Consider the following 18,004-nt stretch of genomic DNA (forward strand, 5'->3'; position numbering starts at 1 on the left):
TTCGCAAACGCATTCATGCGGTGAAAAGTAGTTTCAGCCGTACCCCTCGTCAACAACCCCGCCGGGTCAGCCCGGCGCCGCGCCCGGGGGCGGATCGGGGCGTCAGCGGAGCACCAGCACGGTGGCGAGGGCCGGGCCCAGGGCACCGCCCATGAGGTAGCCGAGCTGGAACAGGCCGATGGCGGCGGGGCGTCGGCGGTCGGAAACGGCCGAGGCGGCGACCACGGACTGGGTGGCGTTGGCGGCGGTGGCGGCGAAGACGGCCGGGCCGAGCGCCGCGAGCAGCACGATCGCGTCGTGGGCGAGGACGGTCGTGACGGCGGCGAGCGTCCCGGCCGCGAGCAGGACCCCCCGTACCGTGCGCCGGCCGAGCCGCGCCGCGACGGCCGCAAAGCCGAGGGTGAGCAGGGATCCGGCGATCAGGGCGGCCGACTGGCCCACGGCCACCGAGGCCATCGGCCGACCGGTCCGGTCGGCGATCAGCCGGGGTACCGCGAACAGCAGCGTGAAGTACGACCCGGACAGGGCGAGGGCGGTCAGGACCGAGCCGCGGAAGGGACGGGAGCGCAACGCGGCGGCGGGGACATCGCCGTCCGGGCGGCGCCGGACGTGCGCGGCCAGCAGGGCGGCGGCGACGGCGGCCACGGCCAGGGCGGGCAGCGGGTGGGACGGCAGCAGGACCAGCCCGCCGGACAGGGCGGCCAGCAGCAGCGCGCCCCGGGCGTCGAAGCGGTCCCCGGCGGGATGCGGCGCCGGTGCGGTGTGGCGGCCGACCGCGGGGACGGCCAGGAGCGTGACGGCCAGGACGGACAGCGCCGCCCGCCAGGAGACCGCGTCGGTGAGGCGCTCGCCGAGCAGCGGTCCCACCGCGCCGAGGATCCCCGTCCCGGCGCTGATCACGCCCATCCGGCGGGTGGTGCCGGCCAGGTTCACGGCGACGGCCATCAGGCCCGCCCCGCCCGCCGCCTGCCCGGCGCGTCCGACGAGGAGGAGCGGCAGCCACGGGGACACGGCCACCAGCGCGGTGCCCGCGGCGACGCAGGTGGCGGCGAGCCACAGCGCGGCGCGGGTGCCGCGCCGGCGCAGCAGCGCCGCGAACGGCGGCGTCGCGATCGCCAGGGCCAGCGCGAACACGGTGACCAGCCAGGACGCGGTGGCCGTGGTGGTGCCGAGGGAGCGGCCGAGATCGCCGAGGATCAGCACGGCGGCGTTGCCGGCGGTGGCCACCGGGGCGGCGAGCAACGCCAGCCAGAGGACGGGGACCTGACGGGACGGACGCACGGCGGAGGCGGCGCGCGTGACGGCCGCCCCGGGCGAGGCGGACATGGCTCTCCCGGAGGATGAGGGTGCGGTGGGCCGTCGCCCGTGCGGGGGCCGCCGGACGACGCTTCGACCCTGCGCCATCAACCTCGCCGATGGAAATGCTTTCCGCGCATCCCTAGTATTCGCCCCATGGATGAGCTGCGCCGCATCGACCTCAACCAGCTGCTCACGCTGCACGCCCTGCTGGTCGAGAAGCACGTCACGCGGGCCGCCCTGCGGCTGAACAGGAGCCAGCCGGCCGTCAGTCACGTCCTGGCCCGGCTGCGCACGCGGTTCGATGACCCCCTGCTGGTGCGGCACGGCGGCCGGATGGTCCTGACGGCCCGCGCCCAGGCGCTGGTACGCCCCCTGGAGGAGGCGCTGACCACCCTGAACGGGCTGCTGAGCGCACCGGACTTCGACCCGTCGCGCACCCGCGGCCGGTTCCGGCTCTGCCTGTCGGACTACGCCTCACGCATCGTGCTGCCCCCGCTGGTACGGCACCTGCGCGACCGGGCTCCGGGCCTGGACCTCGCGATCAGCCAGGCGAGCCGGGAGGCGATGCCGGCGCAGCTCACGGACGGCGAACTGGACCTGGCGCTCGGCGTCTTCCCGCACCCGCCCGAGGGCATCCAGGTCGAGGACCTGTTCCAGGAGGAGTTCGTCAGCCTGGCGGACAAGGCCGGGCTGCCGGAGAAGGGGGGCCTTTCGCTGGCCGAGTGGCTGGAGCGGCCGCACATCATGGTGGCCGTGCGGCCGGACGCGCACGACGAGATCGAGACGGCGCTCGCGGCGCGCGGGCTGCGCCGGCGCCTCGCGGTCACCCTGCCCCACTGGAGCGCGGCCGTGGACCTGCTCGCGGGCACCGATCTCGTCCTGACCGTGGCGGGCCGGGCCGTCGGCCCGCTGCGCCGGCACCGCACGCTGCGCAGGTTCACCCCGCCGCTGGACCTCCCCCGGTTCGCCTACCAGCAGGCGTGGCACGCCCGGCGGACGGACGATCCGGCGCACCGCTGGCTGCGCGAGGCCGTGCTGACGTGCGCCCGGCCGGGGCCTGCCGGGAGGCCGGCGGTAGGCTGACGGGCCGTCAACCGGGCCGCCGTGCAGGTGAGACCTGTTTTCCCGCGTGCGGACGGGGCAGTGTCCGGAGCAGCCGACCGCCAGCCCTGAGGGGGCCCGTATGCAGTACTACGACCTCGGCAGTCACGGCCGGCCCGTGACGACGGCGTCCGCCGAGGCGCAGATCTGGTTCGACCGCGGGCTGAACTGGACGTACGCCTTCAACCACGAGGAGGCCGTCCGCTGCTTCGAGGCCGCCGGCGCGGCGGACCCCGGCTGCGCCATGGCCGACTGGGGCCTGGCCTACGCGCTCGGCCCCCACTACAACAAGCCCTGGGACGCCTTCGACGAGCAGGACGGGCGCCGGACGGTGGAGCGCGCGCACGCCGCCGTGCTGCGCGCGCACGCGAAGGCGGCCGGCGCCACACCGGTCGAGCGCGCCCTCATCGACGCCCTGCGGGCCCGTTACCCGCGGGCCGGCGCCCCGGACGCCGAGGAGGCAGGGGTGTGGAACGCCGCCTACGCGGACCGCATGCGGGACGTGCACCGGCTGGCGCCCGACGACGGCGACGTGGCCGCCCTGTACGCCGACGCCCTGATGAACCTGACGCCCTGGCAGCTGTGGGACATCCGCACGGGCAGGCCCGCTCCGGGCGCGCGCACCGCCGAGGCCAGGGCGGTGCTGGAGGGGGCGCTCGCCACCGAGGCGGGCACCCGGCACCCGGGTCTGCTGCACCTGTACATCCACCTGATGGAGATGTCCCCCACCCCCGAGGCCGCGCTGCCCGCGGGCGACCGGCTGCGCGGGCTGGTGCCGGACGCGGGCCATCTCCAGCACATGCCGTCCCACCTGGAGGTGCTCTGCGGCGACTACCGCCGGGTCCTCTCCGACAACACCGCGGCGATCGCGGCCGACGAGAAGTTCCTCGCCCGGGCCGGGGCCATGAACTTCTACACCCTGTACCGCTGCCACAACCTCCACTTCAAGATCTACGGCGCGATGTTCCTCGGCCGCTTCCAGGACGCCCTGGAGACGGCGGACCGGCTGGAGGCGGCGGTGCCGGAGGAACTGCTGCGGGTGGACAGCCCGCCGATGGCGGACTGGCTGGAGGGGTTCCTCGCGATGCGGGTGCACGTGCTGGTCCGCTTCGGCCGCTGGGACGACATCCTGCGCCTGCCGATGCCCGCCGACGCGCGGCTGTACTGCGTGACCACGGCCATGCTCCGGTACGCGCGCGGGGTCGCGCTCTCCGCCCTGGGCCGCACCGGCGAGGCCGGCACGGAACGCGAGCTGTTCCGCGAGGCGGCCGCCCGGGTCCCGGAGACCCGGACGCTGTTCAACAACACCTGCACGGACATCCTCGCCGTCGCCGCGCACATGCTCGACGGGGAACTGGAGTACCGCGAGGGCCGGTACGGCACGGCGTTCGCGGCGCTGCGCCGGTCGGTCGAGCTGAGCGACGGCCTGGCGTACGACGAGCCGTGGGGGTGGATGCAGCCGCCCCGGCACGCGTACGGCGCGCTGCTCCTCGAACAGGGCCGCGTCGCGCAGGCCGAGGCCGTCTACCGCGCCGACCTCGGGCTCGACGACACGCTGCCGCGCCCGCTCCAGCACCCGGACAACGTCTGGGCGCTGCACGGGCTGCACGAGTGCCTCGTACGGCTCGGCAAGGAGGGTGAGGCCCGGCTGGTGGCCCGGCGGCTGAAGGTCGCCACCGCGCTGGCGGACGTACCGGTCGAGGCGTCCTGCTACTGCCGGCGGGAGACCGCCGCACGCCCCGCACCCCGGCAGGACTGCTGCGCCGGCTGAGGAGCACGCCCGCGGCCGGCGAACCCGGGCCCGCGTCGAGTTGACCGGGACCGGACATCTACGCTCGGTGTCCGGCGAGCCGGCGGTCACGCCGGACGGGTTCGAGCGGAGGGTGTGCGGTGCGCACGGGGTGGATCAGGCTGTGGCAGTGCCTGGCATGGGGCGGGATCGGGCTGAGCCTGTACGCGGGCTGGCTGACGGTCGGCGACGTACGGGACCGCGCCGCTGGCGAACGCGCCATCGCACAGGCCTGCGACCGGCTGGTGTCCGGGGCCGCGGTGATGGACCTGCACGGCGGCACCGTCCGGGCCAGGCCGAGCGAGTACGACCGGATCGACGTGCGCGAGCCGCGGAGTTCCTGCACCGTCTACCAGGCGTCCGCGTCGGGCGGGACCACCGGACTGTTCACCCTGGCGGTGCGCGGCAGCGACAAGACCGAGCCGCTGAACTGGATCGGCGACGACACCGAGCCGTTCGCCCTCCGCGACGCCGCCGAACGCACCGCGAAGACCGATCTCACCGCCGTCGCCGACCTGCGTACCGAACCCCGGCCGCTGGGCGACGGCACCCTGGGCTGGTACGGCAACCGGTACGCCACCGTCCGGGCCGAGTGCGGGCCCGGCAGCAGCGCGGCCGCTCCCCCGCTGCTGCACATCACCGCCGGCGCCGACTACGACGACGTCTCCGGGGCGGACCGGGCGCGGCTGGCCCGTATCGCCCGCTCGGCCGCCGAGAACCTCACCCACCGGATCGGCTGCCGCACCCGGCTGCCCGCCCTGCCCGGCGGGCAGCCGGCGCCGGTGCCGACCGTCCTGCGTTCCGCGCGCTCGGCCGGCGGTTCCTGCGCGTGGTTCGCCGGGTACCTGCGGCGCCCGGGACACGGGCCGTTGCCCGACCGGGCCCTCGCGGTACCGGTGCGGGACACGACGCCGCTGGAGAGCTGCCTGCTGGCGGTCAGCCCCGGCCAGGTGCGCCACACCGCCGGCGGCCTGCCCGAGGACAAGCGCGAACTCGCCGACGGCGCGGTCACCCACTCACCCTGGTGGCTGCGCATGGCCACCTACACCGGCGCCGAGGCCCACGCCGTGGGGTTCGACCCCCTCGACGGCGAGGACGTCGTCATCGAGCCGGGGACGGCCGGGCACACGCACGACGCCTGGTGGGCCTCGTCCGTCTGCGGGGGCGAGCCCGCCGTGCACACGCTCAGCACCAGCTACGCCTATGACGACGCGCTCGGTGGCCGGACGGTGTCGGCCCTGTTCCGGGCGTACGTCGACGACTTCACCGAGCGCAGGGGCTGCACCCGGGTGAAGTACCCGGACGCGGCGGACTTCGGCGACCGGTGACCGTCACCGCGGCGCGTCCGTGCGGGCGCGCCGCCAGGCGGCCTCGCGCAGCAGCCGCAGTCCGTTGAGGCCGACGAGGACGGTGGATCCCTCGTGGCCCGCGACCCCGAGCGGCAGCGGCAGGTGGCCGGCCAGGTCCCAGGCCACCAGCCCGGCGATGAACACGCCGGCGACGACGAGGTTCTGGACGACCAGGGTGCGGGCCCGGCGGGACAGTGCTGACGCCAAGACCACCGCCACCGCGCGCCAGCGCCTGGAGACCGTCGGTGCCGCCGACGTGGCCGCCACCCTCCAGGCCCTGGCGACGCCCTCCCGGCTGCGGATCCTGGCCCGCCTCCAGGAAGGCCCGTGCGCGGCGACCGAGCTGGCCGACGCCGTCGGCATGGAACAGTCCGCCTGCTCCCACCAACTGCGCCTGCTGCGCAACCTCGGCCTGGTCGACGGGGAGCGCCGGGGCCGCTCGGTCATCTACGCGCTCTACGACAACCATGTGGCCGAACTCCTGGAGCAGGCCCTCTACCACGTGGAACACCTGCGCCTCGGCCTGCGCGACACCCCCGCCGGCGGGCGGGGGTGCGAACAGCCGGAGCAGGGCACACACGCGGGCGTCCAGCGCGGTCAGCGCCCGGAGTGCGGGGCGGACGGCCGGGCGTGGGGTCCGGCGCGCTCCGGGGCGCGGTGGCGGGTGACCGGGGCCGGCGGCCGAGGGTACGGCGCGCGGCGTGTGCGGCGAGCCCGTCGTCCAGGGCAAGTGGCGGGGCGCCGTGCCGGGCGCGGTAGGAGTTGTCCGCCGGGAGGCGCTCCTGGTTGAGACGCCCGTCCGGCACCTGCGAGGCCTGTACGGGCTGGACCGTGGCGGCCGTGGGCACCTTCGCCGCCACGATCGCCAGAACACCCCTGGTGAGCCGGCCCATTGTCCGAGAGCGCACGGTCACCCGGTCGTCAGCCGGCCGGGGCGAAGAGGAAGGCGCCGTATCCGAACTCCTCGTCGACCCAGTGCCGTCGGCAGCGCATCCCGTGTGCGCCGACCGCGCGCACGAGGCCGTCCACCGTGAACTTGCGCACGACGTCGTGGAGCAGCAGCTCACCGGCGCCGAAGTCCACGGCCAGCCCCAGCCGGGGCAGCGTCACCCGCTGCCGCCGCACGCTGCGGATCGCGCCGCGCACCTCGCGCCGTGCGACGTCGTAGGTGAGTTCCGGCTCGAACGCGTCGACGTCGAAGTCGGCGCCGTAGCGGCGGTTGAGGTGGCGGAGGGTGTTCAGCGCGAACATCCGGCGGACGGGACGCGGCCCGGCGTATCCGGCCTCGTAGGCGCGCCGCACCACGTCCACGGGTTCGCTCAGGTCCACACAGACCAGCAGGTGGTCGTTCGGGGCGCAGCCGGCGCGCACGGCGCGCAGGAAGCGCGTCTGCTCGGGTTCGGACAGGTTGCCGAGGGTGTTGCCGAGCAATGCCAGGAGGCGGCCGCCCGAGCCGTTCCCCTCCGCTGCGGCCGGGGCGCCGTCCGCTGCGGCCGGGGCGCTGTCCGCTGTGGCCGGGATGGTGTCCGCGATCCGCTCGGCCCGGCGCAGCCAGGCCAGGGCCGCCAGGAAGTCGCCGCGCACGGCGGTGACCCGGGCGCGCGGCCAGCGCCGCCGGATGCGGCCGGCTGCCTCCCGCATCGGCTCGGGGCTGACGTCGACGCCCGTGTACGCCCGCAGCAGGCCGTGCCGGTCCATGGCCGCGAGCAGGATCTCGGTCTTGCGCGCACTGCCCGCGCCGAGGTCCACCAGTTCCACCGGTCTCATCAGGCCGACCAGGTGGTCGCCGTGCTCGGTCAGCAGCCGCCGCTCGGCCCGGGGAGGGTAGTAGTCGGGCAGCCGGGTGATCTCCTCGAAGAGATGCGAACCGGCCTCGTCGTAGCCGAAGAGTGACGGGATCCTGCGGGGGCGGGCCGGCCCGGGGGCGGTGAGTCCGGCCCGGAGTTCCTCCTCCGGTGTGCCGGACAGGCCATCGGCTGCCCACGGCAGCGCGACCTCCGTGACTGGCGCCGCCATGCGTGACTCGGTCATCCCGCTCTCCTCGCCGGCGCGTCATCGCCGAAGGGTGCCACCGCATCAGGACAGATAGGAGCAAAACGCATATTAAGGCCATTTGGGTACCTGCGCAGGCGGCAGCGGCGATGGGCCATCCAGCGCACGTCACATCCGCTCCGTCCATCACTCTCGCCACAGGGGGTAGGCGGCAGGGGTGACTACTCCCCCCGCACAGACGACCGACGACGCGCCTCAGGACGGCACCCCCACGCTCAAGAAGGCGCTGACCACCCCCCTGCTGTACTTCTTCATCCTGGGTGACGTACTGGGTGCCGGCGTCTACGTCCTCGTCGGCCAGATCGCCGCGGAATCGGGCGGCGCCGTGTGGCTGCCCCTGCTCCTCGCCCTGCTGCTGTCGCTCCTGACCGCCGCCTCGTACGCCGAACTCGCCACCAAGTACCCGAGGGCGGGCGGCGCCTCCCATTACGCGACCCTCGCCTACGGGCCGTTCACCGGTTTCCTCGCCGGGTTCTGCATGCTCGCCGCGGGCATCGTGTCCGTCGCCGCGCTGGCCCGGGGATTCGCCGGCGACTACCTGACCGCCTTCGTCAGCCTGCCCGTCGTCCTGGTGGCAGCCCTCTTCCTGTGCGCCCTGGCCCTGCTGAACGCCCGTGGCATCAGCGAGTCCACCCGCGCGAACGTGGCCGCGACGGTCATCGAGGTGAGCGGCCTGCTCATCATCGTCGGCCTCGGGGTCTGGCTGGTCCTGCGCGGCGACGGCGACCCCGGCAGGCTCGTCCGCCTCGGCACCGCCGACAAGGGGGCCGCCGCCGGTGTCCTGGGCGGCACGGTGCTCTCGTACTACTCCTTCGTCGGCTTCGAGACGTCCGTCAACGTCGCCGAGGAGACCCGCGACCCCCGCCGCTCCTACCCTCGCGCCCTCTTCGGCGCCCTGGTGACGGCGGGGGCCGTCTACGTCCTCGTCGGAATCGTCGCCTCGATCGCCGTCCCCACCGCGACACTGGCCCGCTCCAGCGGTCCGCTGCTCGAAGTGGTCAGGGAGGCGGGCGGGGTACCGCCGAAGCTGTTCAGCGCCATCGCGCTCGTCGCCGTCGCCAACGGCGCGCTGCTCACCGGCATCATGAGTTCCCGTCTGGCCTACGGGATGGCACGCGACGGTCTCCTCCCCCGCTTCCTGACCCCTGTGCTTCCCCGGCGCCGCACGCCGTGGGCCTCGATCGCGGCCACGAGCGCCCTGTCCTTCCTGCTGGCCCTCACCGGAGACGTGGCGACCCTCGCCTCCACCCTCGTCCTGCTGCTCCTCGTGGTGTTCTTCATCGTCAACACCGCCGTCCTCGTCCAGCGGCGCGACCGCCCGGCCCACCCCCACTTCCGGGCGTACACCGCGATCCCCGTCCTGGGGGCCGTCTCCTGCGTGGCACTCGCCACGCAGGTCGACGCCGGGGTCTGGACGCGCGGGCTGATCGTCATCGCGGTCGGCGTGGCCCTGGGCGCCGTCGCCGCCCGGCACCGGCGCCGGACCTCACCGTGACCCGCCGCCCCTCCCGGCGACCGGCCCGTGACCCGAAGGGGCGGCTGCTACGGCTTCAGCGCCACACCTCCGAAGTCGTCGACCTCGGCCGGTACCTCCGCACCGGTCTCCGCGGGGCGCCAGCGGGAGACCGAGACGAGGCCGGGCTCCAGCAGTTCCAGACCGTCGAAGAACCGGGCGAGCTGCTCCGGGCTGCGGTTGACGCGGGGGTTGTCGCCCGCCTCGTTCCACTGCTCGATCATTTCGCGCATCTGCTGGGGGTTGAACACCTCGGTGTCGTCGCACAGGACGAGGTAGCTGCCGGAGGGCAGGGCATCCGTCAGGCGGCCGACCATCTCGTACACGGTGTCGTCGGTGACGTGGGCGGTGATCCCGAGGAGGATCAGCGCGATCGGCCGGGCGAAGTCCAGTGTCCTGGCGGCCTGTTCCAGGATCGAGCCGGGGTCGCGCAGATCGGCGTCGATGTAGTCCGTGGCGCCTTCGGGTGTGCTGGTCAGCAGGGCCTCGGCGTGTGCCAGCACGATGGGGTCGTGGTCGACGTACACGATGCGGGCCTCGGGGGCGAGGCGCTGGGCGACCTCGTGGGTGTTGTCGGCGGTCGGCAGACCGGTGCCGACGTCGAGGAACTGCCGGATGCCCGCCTCACCGACGAGGTACTCGACCGCGCGGGCGAGGAACGCCCGTTGTGCTCGGGCGATGTCGAGGATGGCCGGGTTGGCCGCGGCGATCTCGTCACCGACCTGTCGGTCGATCTCGTAGCAGTCCTTGCCGCCCAGCCAGTGGTTCCAGATACGGGCGGAGTGCGGCACGCTGCTGTTGATGAGCGGACGTTCAAGTGGCATGGATGTTCCCCGGAGTTGGTCTGGCGTCACCCCCAACCTAGACGCTCGGGATCTCCGCCGCACGGAAAGACCTGATCTTCGTCCGGTACGCCTCCGTGGTGATGTCGCGGCCCTCGTCACCACACCACGGCCTGCCCCGTCCGCGGCGGACGGGGCAGGCGGGACAGGCCGGACAGGCGGGACAGGCGGCGGTGTCGCGCTGCCGGGGTGCCCGGCCCCCGGCGGGGCGGTTCAGACGCCCGCGACCGACTGGATCCAGGAGCGGTACGCCGTCACGTTGGTGTACGCCGTGTTCGTCTGACGGTCGCTGGTCGACGCGACACCGACCTGGACGCCGTTCGCCATCATCGGACCGCCGGAGTCGCCGCCGGCGGTGATCCCGTTGCCCCGGTAGGCACAGATCGCGGAGCCGCCGTAGGCGTCGGTGCAGCCGCTGGACACGGTGACGTTGGCGACCTTCAGGTAGCGGGACTGGCAGTTGATCTCCGAGCCGCACTGGGAGGTGGCGCCCCAGCCGTACACCTGCACGCTCTGGCCGACCCGCACCGTACCGGGCTGGCCCAGAGTGGCGTAGGTCGTCGGGACGGAGCGGTCGAGACGGACGAGCGCCAGGTCCGCGCTGTGGGTGTAGGTCTGGACGCCGTTGGCGACCGTCCCGCCGCTGTACTGGTCCAGACTGCCGATACGGAAGGACAGCGAGCCGCCGGCCACGCAGTGCTTCGCGGTGAGCACCCAGGTCGGGGCGATGATCGTCGCGGTACAGGTCTCCTGACCGTTCGAGTACAGCCGGGCCGCCCAGGGGCCGCTGCCGGCGTATCCGCCGCCGATGATGGGCTGGGCACCCTTGGCGGTGACGGGGGACGCCGCCGGCGTCGCGGAGGCGGTGGGGGCGAAGATCGCGAGGACGGAGACCGCGGCTGCGGCGAGAGCGGGCGCAAGCCTTGATATACGCAAGGTTCCTCGATCCGGAGGGCACGCCGGAAGACGCGCGCTGGTGTGGGGTGGACGGCCGCGCGGGCCGTGTCCATGGAGAACGGGAGAACGCCGCCCCGGACAGGACGGCATTTACGGCATGGACATGATCTAGCTTCGACGAGGAACCGTGACGGGGGTACTAGCACTTCTCCATAACTCGGCGTTATGCCCGGGGCGAGCGCGGCGCAGGCGAGTCACCCGCGGCACATGACCCCACTCACAGTCAGACCCCTGCCCCATTACGGCCCAAAATCGACGGAGTATCCGGAGGGCTCTTGGGGGGCTCTCCCGGCTTGAAGAGAGCCGCCATGAGCACAGCCGAAGCGTCCGCTTCCGCGACACCGGTGATCACCGGCAGTTCGCAGTCCTCCGACCAGGGAGCGGGCCTCGCGGCCATCGGCGGGAACGTCACCGCCGTGTGGCGGGGCTGGTGGACCTGGTCCCCGGGGAACGGGACGTGGAACCTCCAGGTCGCGTGGAACGTCATCGGGGTCGACTCGACCGTCGTCATCACGGCCTCGGAGATCGACGGCAACGGGAACCGGTTCGTCGGCGACGCGGCGTTCCAGGTCTCCAGCTCTCCAGCATCGCCACGGCCAACGGTGTGGCGACGTTCGAGATCAACATCGGTTGGGGCAGCCCGCTGCCGATGCGCACCGACGTAGTGGTCTTCAACTGACCGGTGACGCCGGGCCGGGGACAGACGGGGCGGCCCGTCCCCGGCAACAGGGGCGACCGGAGCGCACGGCGGTCCGGTCGCCCCGCCGTTCCCTACGCGCGCCCGTCCCCCTCGGCGCGTGCGGCGGCTCACGAGCCGGACGACGGCTCACAACCGGTCCCCCAAGCCGGGCGGTTCCGGAGGATGCGGTCCGCCGCCGTCCTTGATGTCCTCTTCGCAGGTTCGCCCGTCGTAGGACTGGTCATTGGGGATCACCAGCACTGCGGCGACCTCCTCAGGGTGCTCCACGGCGAACCAGTCGCCACCCGTGCGAGCACCGTGCGGCCCGAACGCCCGGTACGCTTCGATCGTCTGACACCCCAGCACCACGCGCTCCTTGTCGACCGCGCAGGCGTCCACCGCGACGCGGGACATCTCGTCGGCGCCGTCGAAGCGGTAGTGGAAGTACACCTGATCACCTTGGGCAGGCACCTGCGGGTGGGGTTCGAGGCGCCAGTCGACGACCTCGGCGGTGACACCGATCGGCCGCTCGGACGTGTCCACGACCCGCACCCTGACACCGGCCTCACCGCGCCGCGCGGTCGTGTCGGTGCAGCCCCAGTGGGCAGAGCAGCCGGATAGGGCGAGCGTCAGCACAGCCAACGGAGCCCCGGCAAGTATCCGTGCTGACAACACTCGGTGACCTCCAGTCAGGGTGAGGCGGAGCAGTGTATCCCGGGGCACGGCAACCGCCGAGCGAGAGCGACGGACGCCCGCGGCGGGCGCCGGCCTCAGGTCGCCGGGGCGGGTGAAGTCGCTTCCTCTCGCTCGTCCGTTGAAGTCGGCACGCAAAGGCTTGCCCGAGGTAGGTGGTCATCGCGGTGATGCCCGGGGTGGGCCGCTCCGGGTTGAAGACGGCGGGTGCGGGCGCGCCCGGAGGGAACATGCTCGACGGCACACCGCGGTCGCCCGGGCCGGAGACCCGGATCACATCGGTGCCGCGGCCGACGACGTCGGCGGGGCCCATCGCGAACAACGCGGGCTCGTCCGCGACATGGTCGCCGTGCAGGTGAGTCAGAAGGACGCCGCGCACCGGCGCCGGGGGCGGACCCCAGCCCGCCCCCGGCGCCGGGCCCGCTCCGCACCAACCGGTGCATCGCGCCGTGTCCCAGATCGACGAGGTGGACCGAACCCCCGTACACGACCGCGCAGGAGACCAGACACCACAGCGTCCCCGTCGAGCCAGGCCGGGACGCCTGCCGCACCCAGCGTCTTCAGAAGGTGGCGGCGACCGGGCCGCCGGACGGCGCGGGCTGCTGAACGGCTCGCTGCAGAACGTGACACACAGGTGGGCCTCTCCCCAGAAAGACGCGAAGTGTCGGACGCGGGTCTCGGTATGGGTCCGTCAGACCTCGGGCACCTGTACCGCCGGAACAGCGGGTGCGAGCGGGGTGTCGCCGGCCGCGCCCGCCGTTCCGGGGCCGTGGCGACGCTGGTGCGTCAGCAGCCCGAGGAACCCGGCGAGGAAGCCACTGATCAGTCCGGACACGGCGTGGTTGGCGGCGTTCGCTCCGGCACCGGAAGGCACCCCTACGGCCAAGTAGTTGACCAGGGCGCTCATCACCGCGCCGATCACGCCCCCGGTCACGCCGCTGATGACGGACGCACGCACGGCGGACGGCCGCTCCGAAGCGGGCCCACGGCGTCCCGGCGCAACCGTTTCGAGGCCGAGAAGGCGGTCGAGCGCGAACGGCCCCGGCCCGGCCAGCAGCACGACGAGGAACGCCGCCACCATCATGAGCGGAAACTCGGTACCCAACCCGCTCGCAGCGCCCTGCTGGGGCGTCACGAACCCGGTGTCCGCACCGACCAGTGCCATCGCCACGCACAAGTGTAGTGTCAGCAACACCGCGGTCAACCGTGACAGCAGTCCGAGGACGAGGAAGACCCCTCCGACCGTCTCCCCGACCGTGACCGCCCATGCCGTCACGGACGGCGCGGGCACACTCATACCGCTCAGGAATGCGCCGAACCCGGCTGGTCCGTCGACGAGCTTGTCGAGGCCGTGGACCGCCGTGACGACGCCGGCCAGCAGCCGAGCGACAGCCGGCGCGACAGGCTGGAGCCGTTGGGCCGGGGCGACTCCGACGGCGCGCCTCAGACTTGCCGACCGGTAAGCGGGCATGGCGGATTCCTCTCCCACGGGTGACGGGTGTGTACGTCATCGCAGGCCCGCGGTCCGGCAGACATGGCTGTGCCTCGGCGGACTCCGCCGCGTACCGTCGCGACCGCACGGGCTGATGACGTATGCGTCACTGTGCGGTGCGCCTTCACCCAGCGGAATCCCCTGGCACATCGAAAGTGCTGATGCTTCCCATCCACGGTGTGGATAGGGCGGCACCGCTGCCGGGGGCCTCTGCACGAAGGCGGACGACCTCCTCGCCGAACTCACCTCGGTTGCCGGTGCCCCTCCCCGAGGTCCACCCTGTGTGCCTGGCCAACGAGGAGGACACGTGGGGCTCATTCTGTTCCCGGGAGACGACGACACCAGCAGCCCGGACGTCTCTTGGTCCTGCACCGGCTTCGCGGCGTTCCGGCAGTGGCTGGCACAGGCTGAGGGGTTCGCGCTGAACGAGATGCACGGCTTCGGCGGACAGCGCCCCTGGGAGGACGTCCTCACCACCTTGGCACCACTGCTCAATCATCCCGACGACGACGGTCCCGCCCTTGCGCCGGCCCAGTGCGCCGCGCTTCTGCCCCGCCTGCGGGAGATCGCCGACCAGCCTCAAGGCGGTATCACCGCCCCGCTGCTCCAACGGCACATCGACGACGCCCGCCAACTGGCGCTCGTTCTGCAGTTGTGCATCGAGAAGGATGTCGACCTCGTCTTCGGCTGACACTGGTGAGCAATACCGGCGCGCTCCGGCCAGCCCAGTGGGGATGTCCGAAAGGGTGATGTCCCGGGGGTCGTATGAGAGTCCGGGGAACCGCCGGTTCGGCCAAGCGGTGATCATCGGGCATGTTCCTCCCGTACCGGCCGGGAACAAGGCTTCGCAGTGACCGGCCCGCGGGCCGAGGAGACGTGCAGGATTGCAAGAAGGGCTACTTCTGCCGGTGGTTCTGCATGGTCTGCCCTCGCCTGCCCGTGGTCGACTGAATCGGTGGCGCCGGGAGTGCCGGATCTCTCCCGCTGCCGTAACGACCGATCCCGTGACGAAGGAGCATGCACATGCGCAGATGCAAGAGTGTCCTCGCGACAGTCGCGACCCTGGCCGCGGTCGCAGGCCTGGGAAGTGCAGCGGCAGCGACGCCGGCGCAGGCCGCGACCTACTGCACGGACAAGGGCGCGAAGTATTTCTGCGAGTACGGCGTCTCGACCACCCAGTTCGCCAACGGGACGAAGGAGGAGTTCGTCGTCGGCACCGATCACGCGGTGTGGACGAACTGGACCTACCCCGACGGCTCCTGGAACGGATGGATCTCCATGGGCGGATGGGTCCAGAGCGCCATCGATGCCGACCCGCAGCAGGAAACCAGCGACTCCCTCATCTTCATCTCGGCCATCGGCTCGGACGGCAACACATGGTTCCGGGCTCGCTTCGGCGACGGTACGTGGTCCAGTTGGCAGGTCAGCTGCTTCGTCAACCCCAACGGCCGCTTCTGCCCGTGACCACCGCGGACACCGGCCCATGAGGAAAGGCGGCAGCATCGCCGCGCGCACCAGATCGGCGCGGGCGTGGCCCTCCTCGACCCACCATCACCGTAACGACTGAGGTCAGTCATCGCACAGGACGGCGCGGAGGGCCGGTCTTCGCTCCCCCGGCGGGAGTGCGGATTGCCCCGAGCTGTAACGTGGCGATCTTCGGGCGGCGTAGGCCCCCCTTCGACGGGGAACTGGTCATCATCTCAGGGCAGGAGCGGCGGCGCATCCCGGTCGAAGGGATCGACATGCGGCCCAGCCCTCTGGCTCTGCTCCCCGGGTCCCGGTTCCTGCTGGCGTCGGGCCGTACCCACCGGGGCGCGGAGGGAGCCTGGCGGGAGAACGCCGTGGTGTACTGCCCCGAGGGTCGGCAAGAGGGCGCCTTCTGCCTCGGTGACGACATTCCGGCCCTGGCCACCGACCGCAGCGGGGGATCTGGACCGCCTACGGCGACGAGGGTATCCACGGCGGCCACCCGGAGACCGCGGCCGGCCTGGCGGGCTGGGACAACCGGGGTGTCGCCACGTGGGCACCGAAGGGGAGACTTCCCGACTGGCCGCTGCAAGGCTGCACGGCCGCCATGGAAGGCGAGTCAGTGTGGCTGGTCCGGTACAGCGGCAAAGGGACCTTCCTCACCCGGATCACACCCTCCACCGGCGAAGTCGCGAGCTGCCGCAGCCCGGTGCACACTCCGGACGGATTCGCCGTGCGCGGCACGCGGGTGGTCCTGACCAGCCGCGACCACTACAAGCGCAGGACCATCGTGACCCGCGCGGAGTTGGCCGGCGACGTGTGTGTCGCCACCAGCCAGGAGCGGGTGCGGGTGCCCGGGCGGGTGGTGATGCATTGTGGCCAGGGCCGCGACGGCACCCTCTTTCTCCGCGCCGGCCGCACCTGGGTACGCATCGAAGCCTGAGACCCGCGACTGCCAGACCCGCAGCACGGAGCCCGTGAAGGTGGTGCGCCGGTAGGCCGCCGGGGAGACGCCGATCGCCGCCGAGAGGTGCCGGCGCAGAGAGACGGGTGCGCCGAAGCCCGCGTGGGCCGCGACATCCTCGACGGATCCCTCGTGGAACCGGCCTCTTGCTCGCCCCCACCACCATCATCCTGAAGCGCCGACGTCAGGAGACGGCCAGTGCCCGGCAACAAACCAGTCGACGCGGATCCGTACGGCACCCGATCATGTGTTCATGCCGCTGAGAGAGACACTTGCCCGAGTCGACGCAGACCTGGCCGCCGGCCGGATTCCCGTCGCGCGCCAGCGTCTGCGCGGTCTTGTCTCGTCCTTCCCGTACGACCTGACGCTCCGTCGGCGCCTGGCCGGGGTGTACCGGCTCTACGGCGATGCCGCCGAGGCCGGACGCTGGATGTACCTCGAGGAGGACCGCGACACCGACGAGACCGCCGCCTTCGAGGCGCGGTACGGGTCTCCCGGGTGGCGGATGAAGGCCCTCGCCTGGCGCGGCCCCGAGGCGATGGCTGCCACCCCCTTCGCGGAGAAGCAGCTGGTCGCGGTGCGGACCGCCTGCGCCGAAGATCTGGGACACCCGGTCGACTGGGACGACCCCGCCTCCTACCGGGACAGCCTGGAGGGGACGTACGAGGAGGCGCGCTCCGGGCCGTGGACGGTCGGCGGCGTACTGGCGGGCGTCGGCTGCCTGGTGGGAGCCCTTGCGTTCCTCGCGGTCTGGGTCAATGGAGTCGTCGCCCTCTTCGACTGACCCACAGGTCACCAAGGGCCGGCGGGGAGCGCCGTTCTCGGTACGTCGGTGACACACAGGTGGGTCGTGGAGCGGGCCACTGGAGGCCGGGTCCGCCACGCGATTATGGAGTTGCGAGGGTGCCTTGCGCGCCCTCCCCCGCGCCTGTCCCGGCGATCCGGGCCACAGGCCGCTGCGCATCGGCTCGTGGGGGCAGGACGAGGAGAGGAGGAGAGGCACGCGGCCCTCAGTCGAGGCAGAACTCGTTGCCCTCGACGTCCTGCATCACGATGCACGACTCGTCCCCGTCATTGGCGGGCAGCAGCCGCACGCGCACCGCGCCGAGCGCGACCAGTCGTGCGCACTCGGCTTCCAGGGTGGCGAGGCGTTCCTCACCCACGAGCCCGGTGCCGACCCGGACGTCAAGGTGAACCCGGTTCTTGACGACCTTGCCTTCGGGAACGCGCTGGAAGAACAGTCGTGGACCCACACCTGTGGGATCGATGCAGGCGAACGCCGAACCCTGTCGCTCAGGTGGCAGCGAACGGTTGAAGTCGTCCCACGTGGCGAACCCCTTCGGGGGCGGTGGTACGACGTACCCCAACACCTCACACCAGAACCGGGCCACGGCCTCAGGTTCCGCACAGTCGAAGGTGACCTGGAACTGCTTGATGGATGCCATCGGATCACCATAGTGGCGCTTGGGGCCGACGGTACAGCGCGGCCCCACGGCCTGCCGCATCCGGTCACACGGTCACACTGCTGCCGCGGCGGTGGGCGCGTGGTATGTCGTAGAGCGCAGGTCGTGCGCGGCGGGCGCGAAGCCGCCTTCGCCTTGTGGGCGAGGGTCCAGGGGCTGCCGTCTGCAGCGCCCTTGCCCTTCGAAACCGGCCCGGACGCCGGTGGAACCGACCCGCACGCCGGTGGAACCGGCCCGGACGCCTGTCGATGCCCAGTCGAGTCGTCCTCCGGCAGGCCCAAGCGCACGGCTCGGACGCCACGGCGTCCGGGGGAAGTACGCGCGGGATATTGACAGTTGCCGTG

16 protein-coding genes and 2 pseudogenes are annotated in these 18,004 nt (G+C 72.5%); 10 read left to right on the forward strand and 8 right to left on the reverse strand.

Annotated features, from left to right (window positions below; translation table 11 throughout):
• Nucleotides 1-102: 102 nt before the first annotated feature.
• Complete coding sequence (locus AB0E62_RS26360; RefSeq protein WP_362198609.1) at nt 103-1,326, reverse strand: MFS transporter; 1,224 nt, start codon at nt 1,324-1,326, stop codon at nt 103-105.
• A gap of 126 nt (nt 1,327-1,452) precedes the next feature.
• Here AB0E62_RS26360 and AB0E62_RS26365 point away from each other — a divergent pair, with 126 nt between their 5' ends.
• The 3 genes from AB0E62_RS26365 to AB0E62_RS26375 all read left to right on the forward strand — a co-directional run bounded on the left by AB0E62_RS26365 (nt 1,453) and on the right by AB0E62_RS26375 (nt 5,517).
• Entirely contained in the window at nt 1,453-2,382 is a 930-nt protein-coding gene (locus AB0E62_RS26365) for a LysR family transcriptional regulator (RefSeq protein WP_362198612.1), read from the forward strand.
• Between the two features lie 100 nt (nt 2,383-2,482).
• Nucleotides 2,483-4,171 carry a hypothetical protein gene (locus AB0E62_RS26370; RefSeq protein ID WP_362198615.1) on the forward strand — a complete coding sequence of 563 codons (1,689 nt, stop codon included), beginning with the start codon at nt 2,483-2,485 and terminating at the stop codon, nt 4,169-4,171.
• 119 nt (nt 4,172-4,290) lie between these two features.
• Nucleotides 4,291-5,517 carry a hypothetical protein gene (locus AB0E62_RS26375; RefSeq protein WP_362198618.1) on the forward strand — a complete coding sequence of 409 codons (1,227 nt, stop codon included), beginning with the start codon at nt 4,291-4,293 and terminating at the stop codon, nt 5,515-5,517.
• Between the two features lie 3 nt (nt 5,518-5,520).
• Here the strand turns inward: AB0E62_RS26375 and AB0E62_RS26380 are convergent.
• Nucleotides 5,521-5,736, reverse strand: a pseudogene (locus tag AB0E62_RS26380) (hypothetical protein); the annotation flags it as partial.
• Between AB0E62_RS26380 and AB0E62_RS26385 the strand changes: the two are divergent.
• Nucleotides 5,675-6,079: pseudogene (locus tag AB0E62_RS26385) on the forward strand (metalloregulator ArsR/SmtB family transcription factor); the annotation flags it as partial. The pseudogenes AB0E62_RS26380 and AB0E62_RS26385 overlap by 62 nt on opposite strands.
• 380 nt (nt 6,080-6,459) lie before the next feature.
• On the opposite strand, the gene AB0E62_RS26390 reads toward AB0E62_RS26385, so the two are convergent.
• Nucleotides 6,460-7,569, reverse strand: a complete 1,110-nt coding sequence (locus AB0E62_RS26390) for an L-histidine N(alpha)-methyltransferase (RefSeq protein WP_362198621.1) — start codon at nt 7,567-7,569, stop codon at nt 6,460-6,462.
• A gap of 178 nt (nt 7,570-7,747) precedes the next feature.
• Here AB0E62_RS26390 and AB0E62_RS26395 point away from each other — a divergent pair, with 178 nt between their 5' ends.
• Complete coding sequence (locus AB0E62_RS26395; RefSeq protein ID WP_362198624.1) at nt 7,748-9,085, forward strand: APC family permease; 1,338 nt, start codon at nt 7,748-7,750, stop codon at nt 9,083-9,085.
• A gap of 47 nt (nt 9,086-9,132) precedes the next feature.
• On the opposite strand, the gene AB0E62_RS26400 is transcribed toward AB0E62_RS26395, so the two are convergent.
• On the reverse strand, nt 9,133-9,927 hold the full coding sequence (locus AB0E62_RS26400) for an SAM-dependent methyltransferase (RefSeq protein WP_362198627.1): 795 nt from the start codon (nt 9,925-9,927) through the stop codon (nt 9,133-9,135).
• 231 nt (nt 9,928-10,158) lie between these two features.
• A complete protein-coding gene (locus tag AB0E62_RS26405; protein ID WP_362198630.1) occupies nt 10,159-10,881 on the reverse strand; it encodes a trypsin-like serine protease in 723 nt (240 codons plus the stop codon).
• 329 nt (nt 10,882-11,210) lie between these two features.
• Between AB0E62_RS26405 and AB0E62_RS26410 the strand changes: the two genes are divergently transcribed.
• Complete coding sequence (locus tag AB0E62_RS26410; protein WP_362198633.1) at nt 11,211-11,567, forward strand: hypothetical protein; 357 nt, start codon at nt 11,211-11,213, stop codon at nt 11,565-11,567.
• A 161-nt stretch (nt 11,568-11,728) separates the two neighbouring features.
• On the opposite strand, the gene AB0E62_RS26415 is transcribed toward AB0E62_RS26410, so the two are convergent.
• Nucleotides 11,729-12,256, reverse strand: coding sequence for a hypothetical protein (locus tag AB0E62_RS26415; RefSeq protein WP_362198636.1), 528 nt, complete (start codon nt 12,254-12,256; stop codon nt 11,729-11,731).
• A gap of 709 nt (nt 12,257-12,965) precedes the next feature.
• Nucleotides 12,966-13,745 carry a DoxX family protein gene (locus AB0E62_RS26420; RefSeq protein WP_362198639.1) on the reverse strand — a complete coding sequence of 260 codons (780 nt, stop codon included), beginning with the start codon at nt 13,743-13,745 and terminating at the stop codon, nt 12,966-12,968.
• 328 nt (nt 13,746-14,073) lie between these two features.
• Here AB0E62_RS26420 and AB0E62_RS26425 point away from each other — a divergent pair, with 328 nt between their 5' ends.
• From AB0E62_RS26425 to AB0E62_RS26440, 4 genes are all read left to right on the forward strand, one after another.
• Nucleotides 14,074-14,457, forward strand: coding sequence for a hypothetical protein (locus AB0E62_RS26425; RefSeq protein ID WP_362198642.1), 384 nt, complete (start codon nt 14,074-14,076; stop codon nt 14,455-14,457).
• Between the two features lie 332 nt (nt 14,458-14,789).
• A complete protein-coding gene (locus AB0E62_RS26430; RefSeq protein WP_362198645.1) occupies nt 14,790-15,230 on the forward strand; it encodes a hypothetical protein in 441 nt (146 codons plus the stop codon).
• A 610-nt stretch (nt 15,231-15,840) separates the two neighbouring features.
• Nucleotides 15,841-16,176, forward strand: a complete 336-nt coding sequence (locus AB0E62_RS26435) for a hypothetical protein (RefSeq protein ID WP_362198648.1) — start codon at nt 15,841-15,843, stop codon at nt 16,174-16,176.
• Nucleotides 16,177-16,450: 274 nt separating this feature from the next.
• Nucleotides 16,451-16,981 carry a DUF6584 family protein gene (locus AB0E62_RS26440; protein WP_362198651.1) on the forward strand — a complete coding sequence of 177 codons (531 nt, stop codon included), beginning with the start codon at nt 16,451-16,453 and terminating at the stop codon, nt 16,979-16,981.
• A gap of 226 nt (nt 16,982-17,207) precedes the next feature.
• Here the strand turns inward: AB0E62_RS26440 and AB0E62_RS26445 are convergent, their stop codons facing one another.
• A complete protein-coding gene (locus AB0E62_RS26445) occupies nt 17,208-17,642 on the reverse strand; it encodes a VOC family protein (RefSeq protein ID WP_362198654.1) in 435 nt (144 codons plus the stop codon).
• Nucleotides 17,643-18,004: the final 362 nt, after the last annotated feature.

The organism is Streptomyces sp. NPDC038707, assembly GCF_040636485.1.
GTDB lineage: Bacteria > Actinomycetota > Actinomycetes > Streptomycetales > Streptomycetaceae > Streptomyces.